Genomic DNA, 16,852 nt, shown 5'->3' on the forward strand with positions numbered 1-16,852 from the left:
AGTGCGCAAGATGGTTAACATCCGGTTCGTATCGCTTTGGCACAGCTGGCGCGGATACCATGAAAACATTTCCTGTGCATAAATCCGGGGCGGCTTCAGGCCGATCCGATCAGCGCGGCCAGCACCCGCCTTTCGCCGGCAAAAGGCCGGCGACCATGCATCACCCGATAATTGTCGAGAATCGCGATATCGCCCTGCTGCCACGCGCAATCAGCGGTGACGGTCTCGGCCATGTCGGCGACCTTTGCCATATCCTCATCATCAAGGGGACTGCCATCACCAAAGCTCAGCTTGGGGGGTTCATCTCCGGGGGTATCGGCCCATCCGGCCCAGGCAGCAATTAGCTGGTTGAAAAAGCTGATACTGCCATCATCAAGCACGCGGATGGCCGGCATGGCCGATGTGGTTACGCGCAAGGCAGGCTCTGACCCGATGTCCGCATCGCGCCAGTGCCAGTCATAGCCCAGCACTCTCAGCTTGGCCTCGGCCTGTTCGCGGTTGGCAACGCTCAGCGTGCTGGCCCAGCTGCGTCCCTGCCCGCTCGCGGCATCATCACGCCCCGGCATGATATTGGTATAGCGCACACCCAGCCGCTGGCACTTTTCGGCGAAGCCGGGCAGCGTTTCGCTTATCCGGGCAAACAACATGTCCGAGCGGCAGAGCGGTGTCGCCCCGCCTTTATCGGGTGCGGTCTCGCAGAAGAACAGAAGCCGCGACGGATAGATCGGCGTCTGCGCCATCTCATGGTGCAGGTGGATCTCGACATGCGGCGGTGCTTCATTGGCGGTGAACACCCGTTCGGTGACATTGACGCGGACCGCATTTGAAAGCGACTCGGCATAGGTGAAGCCGGGCCAGCCCGTGGCTGCAATAAGGGCGTCGAAATCATGGGCGTCAGCAAAACCGAAACCACGCAGCAGCACCGCGCCGGTCTGCGCCAGCTGCTGTTCGACATTGGCGCTGATGGCTTGCCACAAGCCGTGCGGATCACCAGTATCGGGAGCGTGACCATGGGCGGTGATGATGGAAGGGAAGTTGTCCATTAGCCGATATTCTCCCGATAATGGCCGCGATATTTGCGCGCCCAGCGGCGGCGTTCGAACATAATGGCCAATCCCGCCAGGACTGTCACCGCCGCCAATGCTGGCCAGAATATATCGCTCAGGCCACCGACCAGGCCTATGGGTGAGAATAGCAAGTAGATCGCGATGATCGCCGCCACCAATATGATCGAGACCGGACCGGCATAGCGCCATGGGGTCAGGTCGACCGGATGCACCCTGTCGTCATCACCTGTCGCACCACTGCCCAGGCCTTCCGACAATGCGGCCATAAAGCCGATCTCGACGACAAACAGTATCGCATAGAGATGCACGAAATTGAGGCCGGTATCGAGCGCCGGAATGAACCGCAGCGCGCCATAGGCAGCGACATGGAACAGGATCACAGCCTTTGCACTCCACGGCGGCACGTTGCGGAGGAACAGCCCGGCCAGCACGATAGCGATCACTGGGATATTGTAGAAACCGCTGAAAATCCTGATGATCTGCCAAAGGCCTTCCTGCGCATTTTGCAGGAACGGCGCAGCGACAAAGCTGGCCAGCGCGATTACCAGGCTGGCGATTTTCGCGGTCCTGACCAGTGTCGCATCATCAACTTTCCCGCCGCGCATCGGGGCATAGATATCAAGCGCGAATAGCGTCGCGGCGCTGTTGAGGAGCGAATTGAACGAACTGAACACCGCGCCCAGCAACACCGCCAGGAAGAAACCCGACAGCCAGCCGGGTAGCACATCGGCCACCAATCGCGGATAAGCCTTGTCCAGCCCGCCAATATCCGGACCATAAAGATGAAAGGCGATGATCCCCGGCAGCAGCATCATCGCCGGTACCAGCAATTTGAGAAAGCCGGTGAACAGCACGCCCTTCTGCCCCTCCGCCAGCGACTTGGCCCCCAGGGTGCGCTGGATGACATATTGGTTGGTGCCCCAGTAGAACAAAGTGGCGAAGATCATGCCTGTGAACAGCGTCAGAAACGGTGTCGGATCGGCATTGCTGCCAATGGCGTTGAGTTTCTGCGTCTCGGTAGTGAAAACCGTTTCCATGCCGCTGGCAATACTGCCCTCGCCCAATGCGATCAGCCCGAATAGCGGCACAAGAAAGCCGATGATCAGCAGCCCGATACCGTTTATCGTATCCGACACCGCCACCGCTTTCAGTCCGCCAAAAACAGCATAGGCACCACCGACTATGCCAATGACGAGGATGACGCTGATCAGGCTGCCGGTCTGCCCAAGGCCAGTCATCGTCTCGACATCGAACAGGCCCAGCACGGCCAACGCACCCGAATAGAGCACAGAGGGGATAGTCACCAGACCATAGCCCAAGAGGAACAACACCACGGTATAGCGCCGCACCCCTTCATCAAAGCGGCTGCTGAGGAACTCCGGCAGGGTGGTATAGCCGCCAGCAAGATAGCGCGGCAGGAACACCAGCGCCATGATGATGATCGCAAAGCCGGCGGTGACCTCCCATGCCATAGCCGACATGTTGAAGGCATAGGCTGAGCCGTTGAGCCCGATCAGCTGTTCCGCCGACAGGTTGGTGAGCAGCATCGAGCCGCCGATAAAGATACCGGTGAGGCCCCGCCCGGCAAGGAAATAGCCATCGCGGTCGCCGGCAGTGCCACGGGTCTTGAGCCAGGACAGCCATGCAACCATCGCCATGATCGCCGCGGCACCGAACAGGGTCCAGAGATTGTCAGATGTCATGGGGCGACCGGGAAGGCGACATCGTCAATCGCCACTCCTGCCGCAGCAAGCATCGCGGCAATTTCCACCGGCTCTCCGCTGGCAATGCTCTGTTGCGCCGCGGCACCGACCAAAAACGCCCAGAAACCCTCGCGCGCCGTAGCCAGGTTGGTGGCCTTGCCATCGAGTGCGTCAATCAGCCGACGGTGCAGATGCCAGCTCGCACCGCCATGGCCGCTTTGTTCTATCCAGCGCGGATAGCCGGGCTGGATATCCACCCGCCGCCCGGCATCGCCCTGGACGATGGTGATATGGTTGCGAAACCGGTCATCACCATTGGGATCGGCATGCTCACCACCGCGTAACTGGCCGCTATCGCCTGTGACCACCAGCTCCTCGCGAAAATCGGCGGTGAGCATATTGAGGGTGAAGCCGCCGCGCACCCCATTGGCATAGTCGATCAGCACATCGGCATTGTCGATCATGTCACCGGCATGGCCATCGCGGGCGAAATCGCGGAAATTCACCGCCTGCGATCCACTGGCAAAGACCCGCTCGGGCGGCGCTGCGGTGATGCGATGCATCAGGTCGAAATAATGGCAGCATTTCTCGACCAGTGTCCCCCCCGAACTGTGGTTGAATTTATTCCACTGCCCCACCTTGTCGAGAAAGGGTGGACGATATTCGGCGATATGCAGCGTTTTGAGATTGCCGATAGTGATCGGGTCAGCGAGCCGGTCCAGAGCCTCAGCATAGAGCGCTTTGTAGCGATATTGCAGCCCGAGCAGAAACGGTTCCTGATGGCATTCCGCCGCGCGCAGCATCGCCAGCGCATCGTCGAGTGTCGTCGCCATCGGCTTTTCCAACAGCACCGGTTTGCCGGCAGGCAGCACCTGCTGCAACACCGGCCAATGGCTGTGATTGGGCGTGGCGATGATCACCAGATCGACAGCGGGGTCATTCGCTGCCGCCTCGGGGCTGTCATAGACGGCTAGCGCTGTTTCTTCGCCAAGGCTGTCATGCAGCCGTTGCGCTGCGGCGAGGCTGGGCTCATGCGGGTCATGTAGCCCGATGACACGGGCGCGCCCTTCCAGCGCGGTGACTCGCAGATGCTCCAGCCCCATTGCGCCGCAGCCGATCAGCGCGAAGCGGTAGCGCGGTTCCTCTGTTCGCGAGAGATAGCGATCCTCTTCGGCGACAAAATCCCATTCGCGGCTGGCAGTAAATTGCCGCAACCGCAATCCATCATCATTCCGGGCAGCCATGGATATCAGAAATTGTCCTTGGCGCTGCGGATCGCAGCAAAGGTGGCGACGGCATCGCCTTCATGCCCCATATGCGCCTGCATCGCCGCAACATCGGCGCGCAGAAATGGATTGGTATCCAGTTCACGTGCCACCGTTGTCGGCACGGTCGGTTTATTCTCGGCACGCAGGGCATCAATATGCGCAGAATAGTCCTCAAGTGCGGTATTGTCCGGGTCGATATGCGTCGCGAAGCGGGCATTGGCCTGGCTATACTCATGCGCGCAATAGAGCGTGGTGTTGTCGGGCAGGTCGCGCAGCCGCAACATGGTCGACCACATCATCTCGGGCGTGCCCTCGAACATCCGTCCACAACCCAGCGCGAAGATGCTGTCGCCGACAAAGGCAATCTCGCTATCGGGCAGATGATAGGCGATATGGCCGAGCGTATGGCCCGACACATCCATCACATGCGCCTCATGATCGCCCAGCTTTACTGTGTCGCCCGGATCAACCTGATGATCATAGACCGGAATGCGCGCACCATCGCCTCTGGGCGCGATGATGGTGCAGCCGGTGGCATCCTTTATTGCCTGATTGCCACCGGCATGGTCAGGATGCCAATGGGTGTTCCAGATATGGCTGATGCGCCAGCCCTTATTCTCTGCCTGTTTGAGATATTCATCGGCATCGGGCGTATCGATGGCGGCGGTCTCACCGCTCATATCATCATGCAGCAAAAAACCGTAATTATCGCTGAGACAAGGAAATTGATGGACATGAAGCGGCATCTGGCGGCTCCTCAGGGTTTCAGGGGCAAATAAGCCTTCCGTGCTTAGCATCTGCGCCGATACGCGCAAGACATCAGCCCTATGGCCAGCAAGCATTTGCCGATAACACTTCCCCGTTATAGGATCATGGCCATGGACATGACTGCCCTGCTTCTGCGTTTCGGTCGCTGGACGCTGACCCAGCCATTGGTGAAACTGATCATCCTGTCGGTCCTGTTCCAGGGCGCTCTGGTGGCTAGCCTCTATTGGCAACAGGACGGGCTTTTCTATGCCGGTGTGGTCGGGAGCTGGTGCCTGATTATCCTGTTCTTCGTACGCCAGGCCATGGTCTATGGGCAGACCATGCTGCAGCGCGATCCCGCATTGCCGCGCGAACAGCGCGAAATGGGCTATGGCGAAATTCTGAAAATCTGGTCGCCCTTTCTGCTGCATTTTGCCAGCTTCGCCATTCTCAGCACGCTGGTCGGCATGGGCTATGGTTATGGCACACAGCCGCAACAGGCAGTCTTGGAGATAGATGAAAGCACGGATTTGCCACTTAGCGACAATCGCGCTGTTGAGTAACCGCGCCATCCGCCATATGGGGAGCGCATGGCTCACGAAAATTTCATATCCTTTTCCTGGGATGATCCGTTCCTGCTCGAGGACCAGCTGACCGAAGACGAGCGGATGATCCGCGACACGGCACGCGGCTTTGCTCAGGATGTCCTGCAACCACGCGTGATCGACGCTTATCGCGAAGAAACCGACGCACCCGAACTTTTCCCGATGATGGGTAAGGCCGGCCTGCTCGGCGCGACGCTGGCGGAGAAATATGGCGGTGCCGGTGCATCCTATGTCGCCTATGGTCTGATCGCGCGCGAAGTCGAGCGCGTCGACAGCGGCTATCGCTCGATGATGTCGGTCCAGTCGTCGCTGGTGATCCATCCGATCAATGCCTATGGTTCCGAGGAACAGCGGCAGAAATATCTCCCCGGCCTGACTTCGGGCGAACTGATCGGCTGCTTTGGCCTCACCGAACCCGATGCCGGATCAGACCCGGCGGGAATGAAGACCCGGGCAAAAAAAACCGGCAATGGCTATGTGATCTCCGGTGCCAAGACGTGGATTTCCAATTCTCCCTTTGCCGATGTCTTTGTCATATGGGCCAAGTCCGACGCGCATGACGGGGCCATTCGCGGTTTCATTCTCGAAAAGGGCATGAAGGGCCTCAACGCACCCAAAATCAAGGGTAAGCTGAGCCTGCGCGCCTCGACCACCGGTATGATCCAGATGGATGAAGTCGAAGTCGGCGAAGATGCACTGCTGCCCGAAGTCTCTGGACTGAAAGGCCCGTTCGGATGCCTCAACCGCGCCCGTTACGGCATTGGCTGGGGCGCGATGGGTGCAGCGGAGTTTTGCTGGCATGCAGCACGGCAATATGGGCTCGACCGCAAGCAGTTCGGCAAGCCGCTGGCGGCAACCCAGCTCTATCAGAAGAAGCTTGCCGACATGCAGACAGATATTGCACTCGGCCTGCAGGGTTCGCTGCGCGTCGGGCGACTGATGGAAGAGGGCCGGTTCGCGCCGGAAATGATCTCCATCGTCAAACGCAATAATTGCGGCAAAGCACTGGATATTGCGCGTATGGCCCGCGATATGCACGGCGGCAACGGTATCTCCGAAGAATATCAGGTGATGCGCCACATGGTGAATCTGGAGACGGTCAACACCTATGAGGGCGCGCATGATGTCCATGCGCTGATCCTCGGCCGGGCCCAGACCGGGATACAGGCGTTCTTCTGACGGAGCAGACGATGCGAAGGCCGATGCTCCGATCCATAGTCATTTATGGTTTGGTGCTGGCTTTGGGCGCATTGGCGCTGCAATGGCTGGAATATCGCTATACCGTGCAGGCACTGTCCGGATCGGCCTATATTGTCATCATCGCCTTTGCTTTCGCCTTTGTCGGGCTGTGGGTTGGCCTGCGACTCACCCGGAGCAAAGCACAGGACTTTGCCCGCAATGACAAGGCGATGGCCGCATTGGGCATCAGCGCGCGTGAATATGATGTGCTTGCGCTTCTCGGCGAAGGGTATACCAACAAAGAGATTGCGCGCTGCCTCGATATCTCTCCGAACACGGTGAAAACCCACATCACCAACCTGTTTACAAAGCTGGAGGTCACCCGCCGCACCCAGGCGATCAGCAAGGCGCGCGAGCTGCGAATTCTCCCATAAAGACAGGTGATTCTGGCCAAATCACCCTTTTGGGCGATAGGATTGGTGCACCGAGCCTGCTTAGCCATGGAGCATCCAGACACGGGTGAACACATGGGAGACACGATCATGACACGCAACATCCTTATCTATGGCGCGATTGCAGGCGCGCTCACAATTACCAGCATTGCGCTGGGCATAGTGTTCGGTGGTGAAGGCGGCGGCAGCGAGCTTGTCGGCTATACCATCATGCTGGTCGCGCTGAGCCTGATCTTTATCGGCGTGAAACGCTATCGCGACAATGAGCAGGGCGGCGTCATCCGCTTCTGGACCGCGTTTCAGCTCGGCCTTGGCATGGCTGTGGTCGCTGGCCTTGTTTATGTCATCGGCTGGGAGTTCTTCCTGTGGCAGACCGATTATGCGTTTTTCGGTGACTATATGCAGAGCGAGATTGCCAAGCGCGAATCTGCGGGCGCATCGGCTCAGGAAATCGCTGCCTTCCGAAAGGAGATGAGCGATGCATCGGAGCTTTACAGCAACCCGGTCTATCGCATGCCGATCAGCTTTACCGAAATCTTCCCGATTGCGGCGCTGGTGGCGCTGGTTTCTGCGGCCGTGCTCCGCAACAGCAAGGTTTTGCCAGCGCAGTGATGATGCGATGCTGCTGATGCTGTGCGCAGGCGCCAGTCTCTGCTAGGCAAGGGCGAGTGACACAGGAAAACGCATCAGCAGCATCGCCGAAGCGCAGCGCAAAAGTCGAGGCCATGGTCGACGCCATGGCCGACTTTGTTCTGCAAAATGGCCTGACCGCAGCCAGTCTCAGACCACTGGCAAAGGCCGCAGGCACCAGCGACCGGATGCTGCTCTATTATTTCCCCGACAAGGATGCCCTGATGGCAGCGATATTGGAGCGGGTGGCTGATCGCATGGTGGCGATGCTGGACGCCATTGCCGACAGCGAACCGATGCCCCCGGATGCCCTGCTGGCGGCGTTGATGCCGCTGCTTTCCAGCGATCTGGCATGGCCGTTCATGCGTATCTGGATCGCTCTCGCCAGCGAAGGTGCCCATGGCGATGCCAATGCCCATATTGTTGGCAAGAGGCTCGGTGAGAAGTTTCTTTTATGGGGCAAGGAACGCCTGGCCGGGGCTGATGAAGAGACACGGCACAAGGCAGCGTGTCGGTTGCTGGTGATGATCGAGGGTCAGGTGCTGCTCAAGGCGCTTGGACTGGAACAGGTCGGGAAGGACGCACTCGGCTGATCGCTATCAGGCCGAAGGAGGCCGATCCAGCAAGAAGCCCAGCGCAATCGCAACCCCTGCACCCCATAATATACTGGCACCCGAAAACGCGATAATCTCTGTCGTCGCCCCATAGAGGCCGGGAAACCAGATCAGCGCCATGCCATCGCATAAAGCCGCCGCAGCGGTCGCCACGGCAAGACCAGGGCCAAGCTGCCCCGGATGCAGCCGGGCAACCAGGCGGATGAGATAGACAAAGGGTATGGTCCCGGGAATTACCAGCGCATAGAGCAGCGCCATATTGCCTTTACTGAGCAGTTCCGCCTGCCCCAGCATGCGCAGCAACAGCGCTGCGAAAAACCACAGGGCAATGCCCATAAGAATGCAGATGAGAAGCTGTCTGGCAGCAAGGCGTGGGGCAGTTGGGATGGTAGCGTGAGTCATGACGGTCTCCTGATCGAAGAATCGTCTAACAGAAAAATGTAGCGCCCGCTACATAAAACGGAATCGGCAGATATTGCTGCTGTGACTCACAACCGCAGACCGGTCACCGGATCCAGGCCTGCCATGATGTTGAGGTTTTGAACCGCTGCGCCGCTGGCGCCTTTGCCGAGATTGTCGAGCATCGCGAACAGGCGCGCCTGACGGCCATCGGCACGGCTGAAAACAGAGAGTTTCAGTCTGTCATCGCCAAGGGTGCCGGTGCGGATCAGCAACTCTTCGGGTGCGCCGTCGTTGACCAGCGGACGGACCGTAACCAGTGGTGCGTGCGCATAATGCTCTGCCAGCCGTTCATGCAGGGCATCGGCCCCGGCGACATCCGATGTGCCACCAATATGCAGCGGCACCTCAACCGCCATGCCGCGATAGGCATGGACAACGGCGGGCGAGAAAATCGGCGCATGCGCCAAGCCGGCATGCAGCGTCATTTCGGGCAGATGCTTGTGCATCATATCCAGCCCATAGCCGCGCCAGGCGATATCCGGTTCATCTTCCTCCATGCGACCGATCAGCGCCTTGCCGCCGCCCGAATAGCCGGAGACCGCATGTACGGTGAACGGATAATCCGCAGGCACCAGCCCGGCATCTACAAGAGGTGCGACCAACGCCACGAAACCGGTCGGATAACAGCCCGGATTGGAGACGAAACGCGCGCCGGATATGGCGTCGAACTGCTGCGGATCGAGCTCGGCAAAGCCATAGACCCAATCCTTATCGGTGCGATGCGCGCTGGACGCATCGATGATCCTGGTGGTCCCGCCTTCGACCATCGCCACGGCCTCACGCGCCGCATCATCCGGCAGGCACAATATCGCAATATCGGCAGCGTTGAGAATGTCGCGCCGTCGGTCCGGGTTGCGCCGGTCCTGATCACTGAGACTGAGAAGCGACAGGGCATCATGCTGCTCAAGCCGCTCGCGGATTTTCAGGCCAGTAGTACCAGCAGCGCCGTCGATGAAAACCGTCAAACTCATTACAATCGTTTCCTTGCGGTTATCGCTTGTTCGTGCCCCCGTGACGAGAGCCGCGCCACCACATTGTCGAGCGGCTCTACCGACACGCACATGGCATCGCTATTGGCATGCACCAGAAGATGCGCATCCACCATGATACCGACATGATGCGGAAAAAATACCAAATCATTGCGCTGCAGAGCCATGGCGGGGTCGATCTCTATGCCCAGCGCTTCTTGCTGCTGGTCGCTGTCGCGCGGCGCAGCGATACCGCCAAGCGCCAATACCAGCTGCACCAGTCCCGAGCAGTCGAGCCCGTCACCGCTGCGTCCGCCCCAGACATAAGGCGCCCCGATCAGCCTTTCGGCCATGTCGGCAATGGCCTCTGCCCCGGTTCTGGCGGAATCGTCAATGCGACCGATATGGCCGGTCGGTACATAGCCCTGGCCGCAACAGCTGAAATGGCCCTGTTCTTCGGAAATGACAAGGCTCGTACCCATGGCCGGTCGCATGACAATCGGTGATTTGAAATCGGCTTCAGCAAAGATCAGGGTCGAACGCGCAGTCACCCGGTGCGTTGCCGCAATCGTGTCCCGCGCCAGCGACGACGCGCGGACATAGCCGCAATAGCCATCGTCAAGGCAATAACCCCAGCACCAGCCACCGGCAATTTCGAGCACTGCAAAACCATCGCCCAGCCGCAACTGCGACACCGCTTCGGCGATATCCGATGGCGCGCGGTGCAAGGTCGTTAAAGCTGCTACGCAATGATAGGGTATAGCTGCGACATAGGAGGAGGCGAATACTTTTCCGGCGAGGCGGATATCGGCCAGATCACCCCGGGCCGGGGTGATGCGGATATCATGACGCGGCGCCGGACCGCTCAGGCGAAACCGCCGGATGCCGCCAGACTCAGTGCCGAATAGCCCAGTCGCCTGTGACAAGGGAGGGACGCTCGCTATCGTCCCTGTCGAAATAGTCTTCGAACTTCTCAAGGAAACGCGCTCCGGCATCGGTGGCGACAATAAACACATTCCGACCATCAGTCTCGTCGGGCTGCCGTGCCAGAAAGCCGAGATTGGCAAGTTTGTCCAGTGCCCGCGTGATCACCGGCTTGGAAACATTAAGCCGCTTGGCCAGGCCACGGACCGTATGCGGTCCCTGCTGGTAATGCACCAGCATCAGTACCGCGAGTTGGCGATTGGTAAGATCAGGTTCGGACGCCCGCACATAGCTGATCAGTCCCTGCATCCATTGTATCGTCAATGTCATCATCATTCCAAACTGAGTTGCTTCAAGGCCAGCCATGGCCGTTCACAACAGGGTTCGGAGCGATGAACGAAATGGTTACATGGTAGTAATAAATTCTGCCCGCAAAGTAAGGAGGTCAGCCAAAACGCTGTTGCAGATAGTGCCAGCTGGCACGCAGCCCCAATGCCTCTCCGCCCACAGCCTGACCCGGCCTCGCCGTCGGCCGCCAGGCAAAGGTGTCGAAATGCACCCAGTCAACATTGTCCGGGGCAAAGCGCTTGAGAAAAAGCGCCGCCGTAATCGACCCGGCAAAAGCACCGCCACTATTGTTGACATCGGCCACCGGGCTTTTGAGCATGTCGCCATAATCATCCCAGAGCGGCAGCCGCCATAGTGGATCGCCGACAGCGCATCCGGCTTTGTGCAGCGCCCCGGCAACATCATCATTGTCACAGAACATCGCCGGCAGATCGGGGCCGAGGGCAATCCGCGCCGCGCCCGTAAGTGTGGCAAAGTCGATGACCAGCTCAGGCGTGTCTTCACCCGCCTTTGTCAGCGCATCGCCCAGTACCAGCCGTCCCTCGGCATCGGTATTGCCGATCTCGACACTGTCGCCCTTGCGGCTGGTGAGGATGTCACCCGGGCGAAAGGCGCCAGCAGCAATGCCATTCTCCACCGCCGGGATCAGCATGTGCATCCGCACCGGCAGTTTTGCCACCATCACCAGATGCGCCAGCGCCAACGCATGCGCCGCGCCGCCCATATCCTTCTTCATCAGCCGCATGCCAATTGCGGTCTTGATATCCAGCCCGCCGCTGTCGAAGCAAACGCCCTTGCCGACAATGGCAAGGCGCGGATGATCCTCGCTGCCCCAGCGGAGTTCGATCAGCCGGGGGGCATGCTGGCGACTGGCGGCCCGGCCAACCGCATGGATCATCGGATAACCTTGCTCCAGCGCATCCCCGCGCGTCACGGTCAGCTCGGCATCGTACGCCTTGGCGGCCTTTTCGGCGAGCCGCTCCAGCTCGGCCGGCCCCATATCCTCGGCCGGAGTGTTGACCATATCACGCACCAGTGCCGTCGCACCCGCCTCGGCAAGGCGGGCTTCGGAATCGGGCAGCTTGTCGGTCAACAAAATGCGCGGCCCCTTGTCAGTGGCGCTGCCATTGGAAAGGTAGCGATCGAAGCGATGCTGGGCGAGGCACCAGCCGATCACCGCCTGCCCCGGCGTCACCTCGTCATCGAGGCGATAATACCCCTCTGGCAGGATGTCAGCCAGTCTCGCCAGCGACCAGACCGCCAGCGCCTCGCTATCGGCAACGCCGGCAACCACGCGCAGCGTCTCACCATTGCCGTCGGGCGCCAGCACATATTCATGGGGTTTGGCGGCAAAACCGGACGCCTTGACGAAAGCACGGACAGCATCCGATTGCTGCCGCAGCCAGCCATCGAACTGACTGGCGGTAAGGCAGGTTATCGGGGTAGCTGACTGGCCGGTATCAGCGGCGATCAAATGGGAAAAATCTATCATGTCTGACAGATAGTGCGTTTTGTCGCTGACGCAAAAGTGTAATTTCCATTTCTGCCCGCTGCAAAGCAAGCAGGACGGTAAATCCCTATTCCGCTGCTTCGGCTATAGGCTCGGCCTCGGGGCGTTCCACAGCCCCGGCCGCGCTGAAGGTCAGCACCCCGTCTTCAAGCGGATCATTGAGCAGCACATTGCGCTCGAACAGATAGTCCTGAGTCAGTCGCCATGGCATGTCCGCGCCCTGTTTGGGCAGGATACTGCTGGCGCGCTGGACATAACCCGAAGAGAAGCCGCCAAACAGCTCCTGTTCCTCGGGCAGTGCATCCGGATTGTCGAGCTGCGGCATAACAATGGCTGCGCCCTGTTGCTGCATTCTGTTGAGGATACGGCAGACATAATTGGCGACAATATCCACCTTGAGCGTCCATGATGCGTTCAGATAACCGAACACGATCGCCATATTGGGCACATTGGAGAACATGCAGCCCTTATAATAGAAGCGGTCGGTGAAATCGGTGGCCTGTCCATCGATGTTGAACGCCACCTTGCCCGCCATAGCCAGTTTCAGCCCGGTGGCGGTGACGATGATATCGGCATCGAGATGCTCGCCCGATTTGAGCTGGATACCAGTCTTGGTGAAGCGCTCAATATGATCGGTGACAATGCTTGCCCTGCCCTCACGCATGGCGACGAACATGTCGCCATCAGGCACCAGACACAAGCGCTGGTCCCAGGGATTATAGGGCGGCGTGAATGTCGTCGCGTCGGGTTCACGGCCCAGCGACTTTTTCACATTCTTCATCAGGTTTTTGGCAACCGTATCGGGTTTGGATTTGGCGCGGTTGAAGAACCAGTTCTGCAACCAGACATTGCGTTTGCGGATGATGTTATAGGCCCATTGATCGGGCATGATGGCGCGCAGGAAATTGGCAATCGCATCCTTGGCCGGGCGCACCGCATACCAGGTCGGCGTGCGCTGCAGCATGGTCACATGGCCAGCGGTATCGGCCATGTTTGGAACCAGAGTCACTGCGGTGGCGCCAGAACCGATGATCACCACCTTTTTGCCGCTATAGTCCAGATCCTTGGGCCAGAATTGCGGGTGGACAATCTGGCCTTCGAAATCCTCACGTCCTTCGAACACCGGATCATAGCCCTGATCATAATCATAATAGCCGGTGCCCATGAACAGGAACCGGCCCTGCATCCGCTTTTGCGCGCCATCCGATGTTTCTATGGTCAGTGTCCACAGCGCTTCCTCACTCGACCAGCTGGCCGAGAGGATTTTGTGGCCGAAATGCATGTGCGGGCGCAGCGAGTGCTTGTCGGTGATGCGGTGCAGATAGTTCAGGATCGACGGACCATCGGCAATCGCCTTCTGCTCGCGCCACGGCTCAAACTCGAAACCCAGAGTATGCATGTCGCTGTCCGAGCGGATGCCGGGGTACTGGAACAGGTTCCAGGTGCCGCCCAGATCCTCGCGCTGCTCGATCATCGCAAAGCTGCGGCCCGGGCATTGCTGCTTGAGATGCACCGCCATGCCGATGCCGGAAATCCCGGCCCCCGCGATCAGAACATCGACGATTTGTTCGGCCATTCTCACTCTCCGCATCATCCGACCCGCCACATCACGGACCGCACTTATTAACATTAATGTCAATATACCCTGCTGCGATCATCTATGCAATCGTTTAACCGGGCGATTAAGCGGCGATGCTAGCAGATAGTGTGATTCATACAACCGGCACGCCATATAGGTCATGCGCATCGGCGTCCTCGATTTGCACATCGATAATATCGCCAATGGTAAGATCCGCTGACACATCGCGCAGGAAGACTTCGCCATCAATGCCCGGCGCGTCAGATTGTGAGCGGCCAGTTGCACCAATCGCGCCATCCTCGTCCGGCTCGCCGACTTCATCGATGATCACCGGCAGGGTGCGACCGACTTTGGCCTGCAATTTGGCGGCGCTGATTGCGGCGGTTTTTGCCATCAGCCGTTGATAGCGTTCTTCCTTCATCTCTTCCGGCACCGGATTGTCGAGCGCATTGGCCGCGGCGCCTTCGACCGGTTCAAAGCGGAAGCCGCCAACGCGGTCGAGCTGGGCTTCGTCGAGCCAGTCGAGCAGATATTGAAAATCCTCCTCGGTCTCGCCGGGAAAGCCGACGACAAAGGTCGAGCGGATGGTGAGATCGGGACAGATATCGCGCCATTTTTTGACCCGTTCCAGAACCTTGGCCTCATTGGCCGGGCGCTTCATACGCTTCAGCACCGCTGGCGCGGCGTGCTGGAACGGAATGTCGAGATAGGGCGTCAACAGACCCTCGGCCATCAGCGGAATGACCTTGTCGACATGCGGATAGGGATAGACATAGTGCAGCCGCACCCAGGGCGCCCTGCCCTCGGAAGTGCGCAGCTGGCCCAGTTCGCGTGCCAGATCGGTCATGTGGGCGCGCGTCTCGCGGCCTTTCCACATGCGGCTCTCATGCCGGGTATCGACACCATAGGCCGAGGTGTCCTGACTGATCACCAGCAATTCTTTGGTGCCTGCCGCAACCAGCTTTTCCGCCTCGCGCAGCACCGCATCAACGCGGCGGCTGACCAGATCACCACGCAATTGCGGGATGATGCAAAAGGAACAGCGATGATTGCAGCCCTCGGAAATCTTGAGATAGCCATAATGGCGCGGCGTCAGCTTCAACCCGCCATGTTTGGTCTGCGCGTCTGGGTCTGCTTGCGGGATCAGGTCGATATATTCGCCGCGTGCCGGTGGCGCTGCTTCATGCACCGCGCCAACCACATCCTCATATTGCGCTGCGCCGGTAATGGCGAGGACATCGGGAAAGCGCGCACGGATTGTCTCCGCCTCTTTGCCCATACAGCCGGTGACGATCACCCGGCCATTTTCCGCCATCGCCTCGCCAATCGCCTCCAGGCTCTCTTCCTTGGCGCTGTCGAGGAAACCGCAGGTGTTGACCAGCACCACATCGGCCCCGGCATAATCGGGCGACATATCATAGCCATCGGCGCGCAGACGCGTCAGAATCCGCTCGCTATCGACCAGCGCCTTAGGGCAGCCGAGCGACACCATGCCCACCTTTGGCGGGGCATCGATACGCCTGGGGCGCGGCAATGTGGGTGTTTCCTGTGTCATGATCGCCGCGCCAATACGCTGATCGGGGCGGTTTGTCACGCGCCATTGCGGGCTTGTCAGTCCGGCGCAACTGCGCCACTAAGCTGACCCCATGATCAGCACCCCCGCCATCAATGGCCGTCTCTATATCGCCCGTCATGGCGAAACCGTGTTCAACGCCGCAGCACGGCTGCAGGGCGATACGCTGCACACGCCACTGACCCGCGCCGGCTTTGCCCAGGCCGATAGCATGGGCGCTGCGCTACGGCAGGAACTGGGCGCAAAACCGCCCCTTAGCCTCTGGGCCTCGGAAACCGGACGCGCCTTGCAGACCTTGGCGGTGATTGCCGAGCATCTACAGCTGGACTGGCATCAGGCACGGCGCGATGCACGGCTGGTGGAAATTGGCATGGGTTGCTGGGGCGGTCGCTATTATGCCGATGTCAGCGAAGAATATGGCCCCATTGTCGATATGCAAACGCGGCTGCTGACCCCGGCACCCGATGGCGAGGATTATCCCGCGATCGCCGCGCGCGTAACAGCCTGGGTCGAAGAATATGGCAGTGAACCGGGCGACAAGCTGGTCATCATGCACGGCATTTCCAGCAGAGTGCTGCGCGGCGTGTTGCTGGGACTCGATGACGACCCGAAGAACGGTGCGCCAATTGCCCCGGGTCTGCCACAGGGTTCGGTCACCTGTTTTGTCGGTGGCGCAGAGCATATGGTGGTCACCGGCACCGGCGGAGAACGTGCCTGATGCGGCGCGCACCGATGATAGCGGCGCTGGTCAGCGGCTTCATCGCCATGCCGTTAATGGCCAAGGAGAGCCTTGGCGTGTTCGACAATTGGGGTGCGTTTCGCGATGCCGATATCAGCCGCTGCTACGCCATCGCCAAGCCCGAGGAGATTAACGGCCGCCCCCGCTACAACGCCTATGCCAGCATCGGCTGGTGGCCAAAACGCCAAGTCCGCGGTCAGGTGCATTTCCGCCTCAGTCGCCCGGTTGCCGAAGATACCGAGATCCGCCTCAGTGTCGGCAACCGCCGATTCACCCTGACCGGTGGCGATGGCGATGCCTGGGCCAGCGACAAGACCGGCGATGCCGCAATTATCGCCGCGATGCGGTCGGCGCGCAGCATGACGCTGCGCGCACGCAGCAAGAGCGGCGGGCGTATTGTCGACAGCTATGCCCTGCCCGGTGCAGCTACCGCCATGGACGCAGCGGCTCTGGCCTGCGCCTCAGGCTGACCCGGCAATGCCTG

General features: G+C 59.7%; 18 protein-coding genes. 7 read left to right on the forward strand and 11 right to left on the reverse strand.

Annotated elements, in window-relative coordinates; genetic code table 11:
- Window positions 1–95: 95 nt before the first annotated feature.
- The 4 genes from AAFX04_08610 to gloB are packed head-to-tail and all read right to left on the reverse strand — an operon-like array spanning window position 96 to window position 4,784.
- Window positions 96–1,043: a TauD/TfdA family dioxygenase gene (locus AAFX04_08610; protein ID MEO1045484.1), complete on the reverse strand. Its 948-nt coding sequence runs from the start codon at window positions 1,041–1,043 to the stop codon at window positions 96–98.
- Entirely contained in the window at window positions 1,043–2,770 is a 1,728-nt protein-coding gene (locus AAFX04_08615; protein MEO1045485.1) for a solute:sodium symporter family transporter, read from the reverse strand. Before AAFX04_08615 ends, AAFX04_08610 begins: the two co-directional genes overlap by 1 nt.
- Window positions 2,767–4,014, reverse strand: a complete 1,248-nt coding sequence (locus AAFX04_08620) for a Gfo/Idh/MocA family oxidoreductase (protein ID MEO1045486.1) — start codon at window positions 4,012–4,014, stop codon at window positions 2,767–2,769. Before AAFX04_08620 ends, AAFX04_08615 begins: the two co-directional genes overlap by 4 nt.
- Before the next feature lie 5 nt (window positions 4,015–4,019).
- Entirely contained in the window at window positions 4,020–4,784 is a 765-nt protein-coding gene (gene gloB, locus AAFX04_08625) for a hydroxyacylglutathione hydrolase (GenBank protein ID MEO1045487.1), read from the reverse strand.
- A gap of 132 nt (window positions 4,785–4,916) precedes the next feature.
- Between gloB and AAFX04_08630 the strand changes: the two genes are divergently transcribed.
- The 5 genes from AAFX04_08630 to AAFX04_08650 all read left to right on the forward strand — a co-directional run bounded on the left by AAFX04_08630 (window position 4,917) and on the right by AAFX04_08650 (window position 8,244).
- On the forward strand, window positions 4,917–5,348 hold the full coding sequence (locus AAFX04_08630) for a hypothetical protein (protein ID MEO1045488.1): 432 nt from the start codon (window positions 4,917–4,919) through the stop codon (window positions 5,346–5,348).
- Window positions 5,349–5,375: 27 nt separating this feature from the next.
- A complete protein-coding gene (locus tag AAFX04_08635) occupies window positions 5,376–6,569 on the forward strand; it encodes an acyl-CoA dehydrogenase (GenBank protein ID MEO1045489.1) in 1,194 nt (397 codons plus the stop codon).
- Window positions 6,570–6,592: 23 nt separating this feature from the next.
- Window positions 6,593–7,003, forward strand: a complete 411-nt coding sequence (locus tag AAFX04_08640) for a response regulator transcription factor (protein ID MEO1045490.1) — start codon at window positions 6,593–6,595, stop codon at window positions 7,001–7,003.
- A 108-nt stretch (window positions 7,004–7,111) separates the two neighbouring features.
- Window positions 7,112–7,633, forward strand: coding sequence for a DUF4199 domain-containing protein (locus AAFX04_08645; GenBank protein ID MEO1045491.1), 522 nt, complete (start codon window positions 7,112–7,114; stop codon window positions 7,631–7,633).
- Window positions 7,634–7,689: 56 nt separating this feature from the next.
- On the forward strand, window positions 7,690–8,244 hold the full coding sequence (locus AAFX04_08650; GenBank protein ID MEO1045492.1) for a TetR family transcriptional regulator: 555 nt from the start codon (window positions 7,690–7,692) through the stop codon (window positions 8,242–8,244).
- A gap of 6 nt (window positions 8,245–8,250) precedes the next feature.
- Here AAFX04_08650 and AAFX04_08655 read toward each other — a convergent pair whose 3' ends face one another.
- The 7 genes from AAFX04_08655 to rimO all read right to left on the reverse strand — a co-directional run bounded on the left by AAFX04_08655 (window position 8,251) and on the right by rimO (window position 15,611).
- Window positions 8,251–8,667, reverse strand: a complete 417-nt coding sequence (locus tag AAFX04_08655; GenBank protein MEO1045493.1) for a hypothetical protein — start codon at window positions 8,665–8,667, stop codon at window positions 8,251–8,253.
- A gap of 86 nt (window positions 8,668–8,753) precedes the next feature.
- Complete coding sequence (argC, locus tag AAFX04_08660) at window positions 8,754–9,698, reverse strand: N-acetyl-gamma-glutamyl-phosphate reductase (protein MEO1045494.1); 945 nt, start codon at window positions 9,696–9,698, stop codon at window positions 8,754–8,756.
- Window positions 9,698–10,621 (reverse strand): NlpC/P60 family protein, encoded by a 924-nt coding sequence (locus AAFX04_08665; protein ID MEO1045495.1) that lies wholly within the window; start codon window positions 10,619–10,621, stop codon window positions 9,698–9,700. The genes argC and AAFX04_08665 overlap by 1 nt, the downstream gene beginning before the upstream one ends.
- Window positions 10,590–10,955, reverse strand: coding sequence for a MarR family transcriptional regulator (locus AAFX04_08670; GenBank protein ID MEO1045496.1), 366 nt, complete (start codon window positions 10,953–10,955; stop codon window positions 10,590–10,592). The genes AAFX04_08665 and AAFX04_08670 overlap by 32 nt, the downstream gene beginning before the upstream one ends.
- A gap of 109 nt (window positions 10,956–11,064) precedes the next feature.
- Window positions 11,065–12,459, reverse strand: a complete 1,395-nt coding sequence (locus tag AAFX04_08675) for a leucyl aminopeptidase family protein (GenBank protein ID MEO1045497.1) — start codon at window positions 12,457–12,459, stop codon at window positions 11,065–11,067.
- A gap of 85 nt (window positions 12,460–12,544) precedes the next feature.
- Window positions 12,545–14,053, reverse strand: coding sequence for an NAD(P)/FAD-dependent oxidoreductase (locus AAFX04_08680; protein ID MEO1045498.1), 1,509 nt, complete (start codon window positions 14,051–14,053; stop codon window positions 12,545–12,547).
- Between the two features lie 136 nt (window positions 14,054–14,189).
- Window positions 14,190–15,611: a 30S ribosomal protein S12 methylthiotransferase RimO gene (gene rimO, locus AAFX04_08685; protein MEO1045499.1), complete on the reverse strand. Its 1,422-nt coding sequence runs from the start codon at window positions 15,609–15,611 to the stop codon at window positions 14,190–14,192.
- A 91-nt stretch (window positions 15,612–15,702) separates the two neighbouring features.
- Between rimO and AAFX04_08690 the strand changes: the two genes are divergently transcribed.
- Window positions 15,703–16,347 carry a histidine phosphatase family protein gene (locus AAFX04_08690; protein MEO1045500.1) on the forward strand — a complete coding sequence of 215 codons (645 nt, stop codon included), beginning with the start codon at window positions 15,703–15,705 and terminating at the stop codon, window positions 16,345–16,347.
- A complete protein-coding gene (locus tag AAFX04_08695) occupies window positions 16,347–16,838 on the forward strand; it encodes a hypothetical protein (protein ID MEO1045501.1) in 492 nt (163 codons plus the stop codon). Before AAFX04_08690 ends, AAFX04_08695 begins: the two co-directional genes overlap by 1 nt.
- Window positions 16,839–16,852 lie beyond the last annotated feature (14 nt).

Source organism: Pseudomonadota bacterium, from assembly GCA_039818985.1.
Lineage (GTDB): Bacteria > Pseudomonadota > Alphaproteobacteria > Sphingomonadales > Sphingomonadaceae > Alterisphingorhabdus.

Bases quoted from the DNA above. Each gene is read 5' to 3' on its own strand.
- AAFX04_08655 (MEO1045493.1), bottom strand. From the start codon at position 8,667: ATGACTCACGCTACCATCCCAACTGCCCCACGCCTTGCTGCCAGACAG.
- AAFX04_08675 (MEO1045497.1), bottom strand. From the start codon at position 12,459: ATGATAGATTTTTCCCATTTGATCGCCGCTGATACCGGCCAGTCAGCT.
- AAFX04_08610 (MEO1045484.1), bottom strand. From the start codon at position 1,043: ATGGACAACTTCCCTTCCATCATCACCGCCCATGGTCACGCTCCCGAT.
- AAFX04_08630 (MEO1045488.1), top strand. From the start codon at position 4,917: ATGGACATGACTGCCCTGCTTCTGCGTTTCGGTCGCTGGACGCTGACC.
- AAFX04_08620 (MEO1045486.1), bottom strand. From the start codon at position 4,014: ATGGCTGCCCGGAATGATGATGGATTGCGGTTGCGGCAATTTACTGCC.
- AAFX04_08640 (MEO1045490.1), top strand. From the start codon at position 6,593: ATGCTCCGATCCATAGTCATTTATGGTTTGGTGCTGGCTTTGGGCGCA.
- AAFX04_08645 (MEO1045491.1), top strand. From the start codon at position 7,112: ATGACACGCAACATCCTTATCTATGGCGCGATTGCAGGCGCGCTCACA.
- AAFX04_08635 (MEO1045489.1), top strand. From the start codon at position 5,376: ATGGCTCACGAAAATTTCATATCCTTTTCCTGGGATGATCCGTTCCTG.
- AAFX04_08680 (MEO1045498.1), bottom strand. From the start codon at position 14,053: ATGGCCGAACAAATCGTCGATGTTCTGATCGCGGGGGCCGGGATTTCC.
- AAFX04_08695 (MEO1045501.1), top strand. From the start codon at position 16,347: ATGCGGCGCGCACCGATGATAGCGGCGCTGGTCAGCGGCTTCATCGCC.
- AAFX04_08615 (MEO1045485.1), bottom strand. From the start codon at position 2,770: ATGACATCTGACAATCTCTGGACCCTGTTCGGTGCCGCGGCGATCATG.
- AAFX04_08690 (MEO1045500.1), top strand. From the start codon at position 15,703: ATGATCAGCACCCCCGCCATCAATGGCCGTCTCTATATCGCCCGTCAT.
- AAFX04_08670 (MEO1045496.1), bottom strand. From the start codon at position 10,955: ATGATGATGACATTGACGATACAATGGATGCAGGGACTGATCAGCTAT.
- rimO (MEO1045499.1), bottom strand. From the start codon at position 15,611: ATGACACAGGAAACACCCACATTGCCGCGCCCCAGGCGTATCGATGCC.
- gloB (MEO1045487.1), bottom strand. From the start codon at position 4,784: ATGCCGCTTCATGTCCATCAATTTCCTTGTCTCAGCGATAATTACGGT.
- argC (MEO1045494.1), bottom strand. From the start codon at position 9,698: ATGAGTTTGACGGTTTTCATCGACGGCGCTGCTGGTACTACTGGCCTG.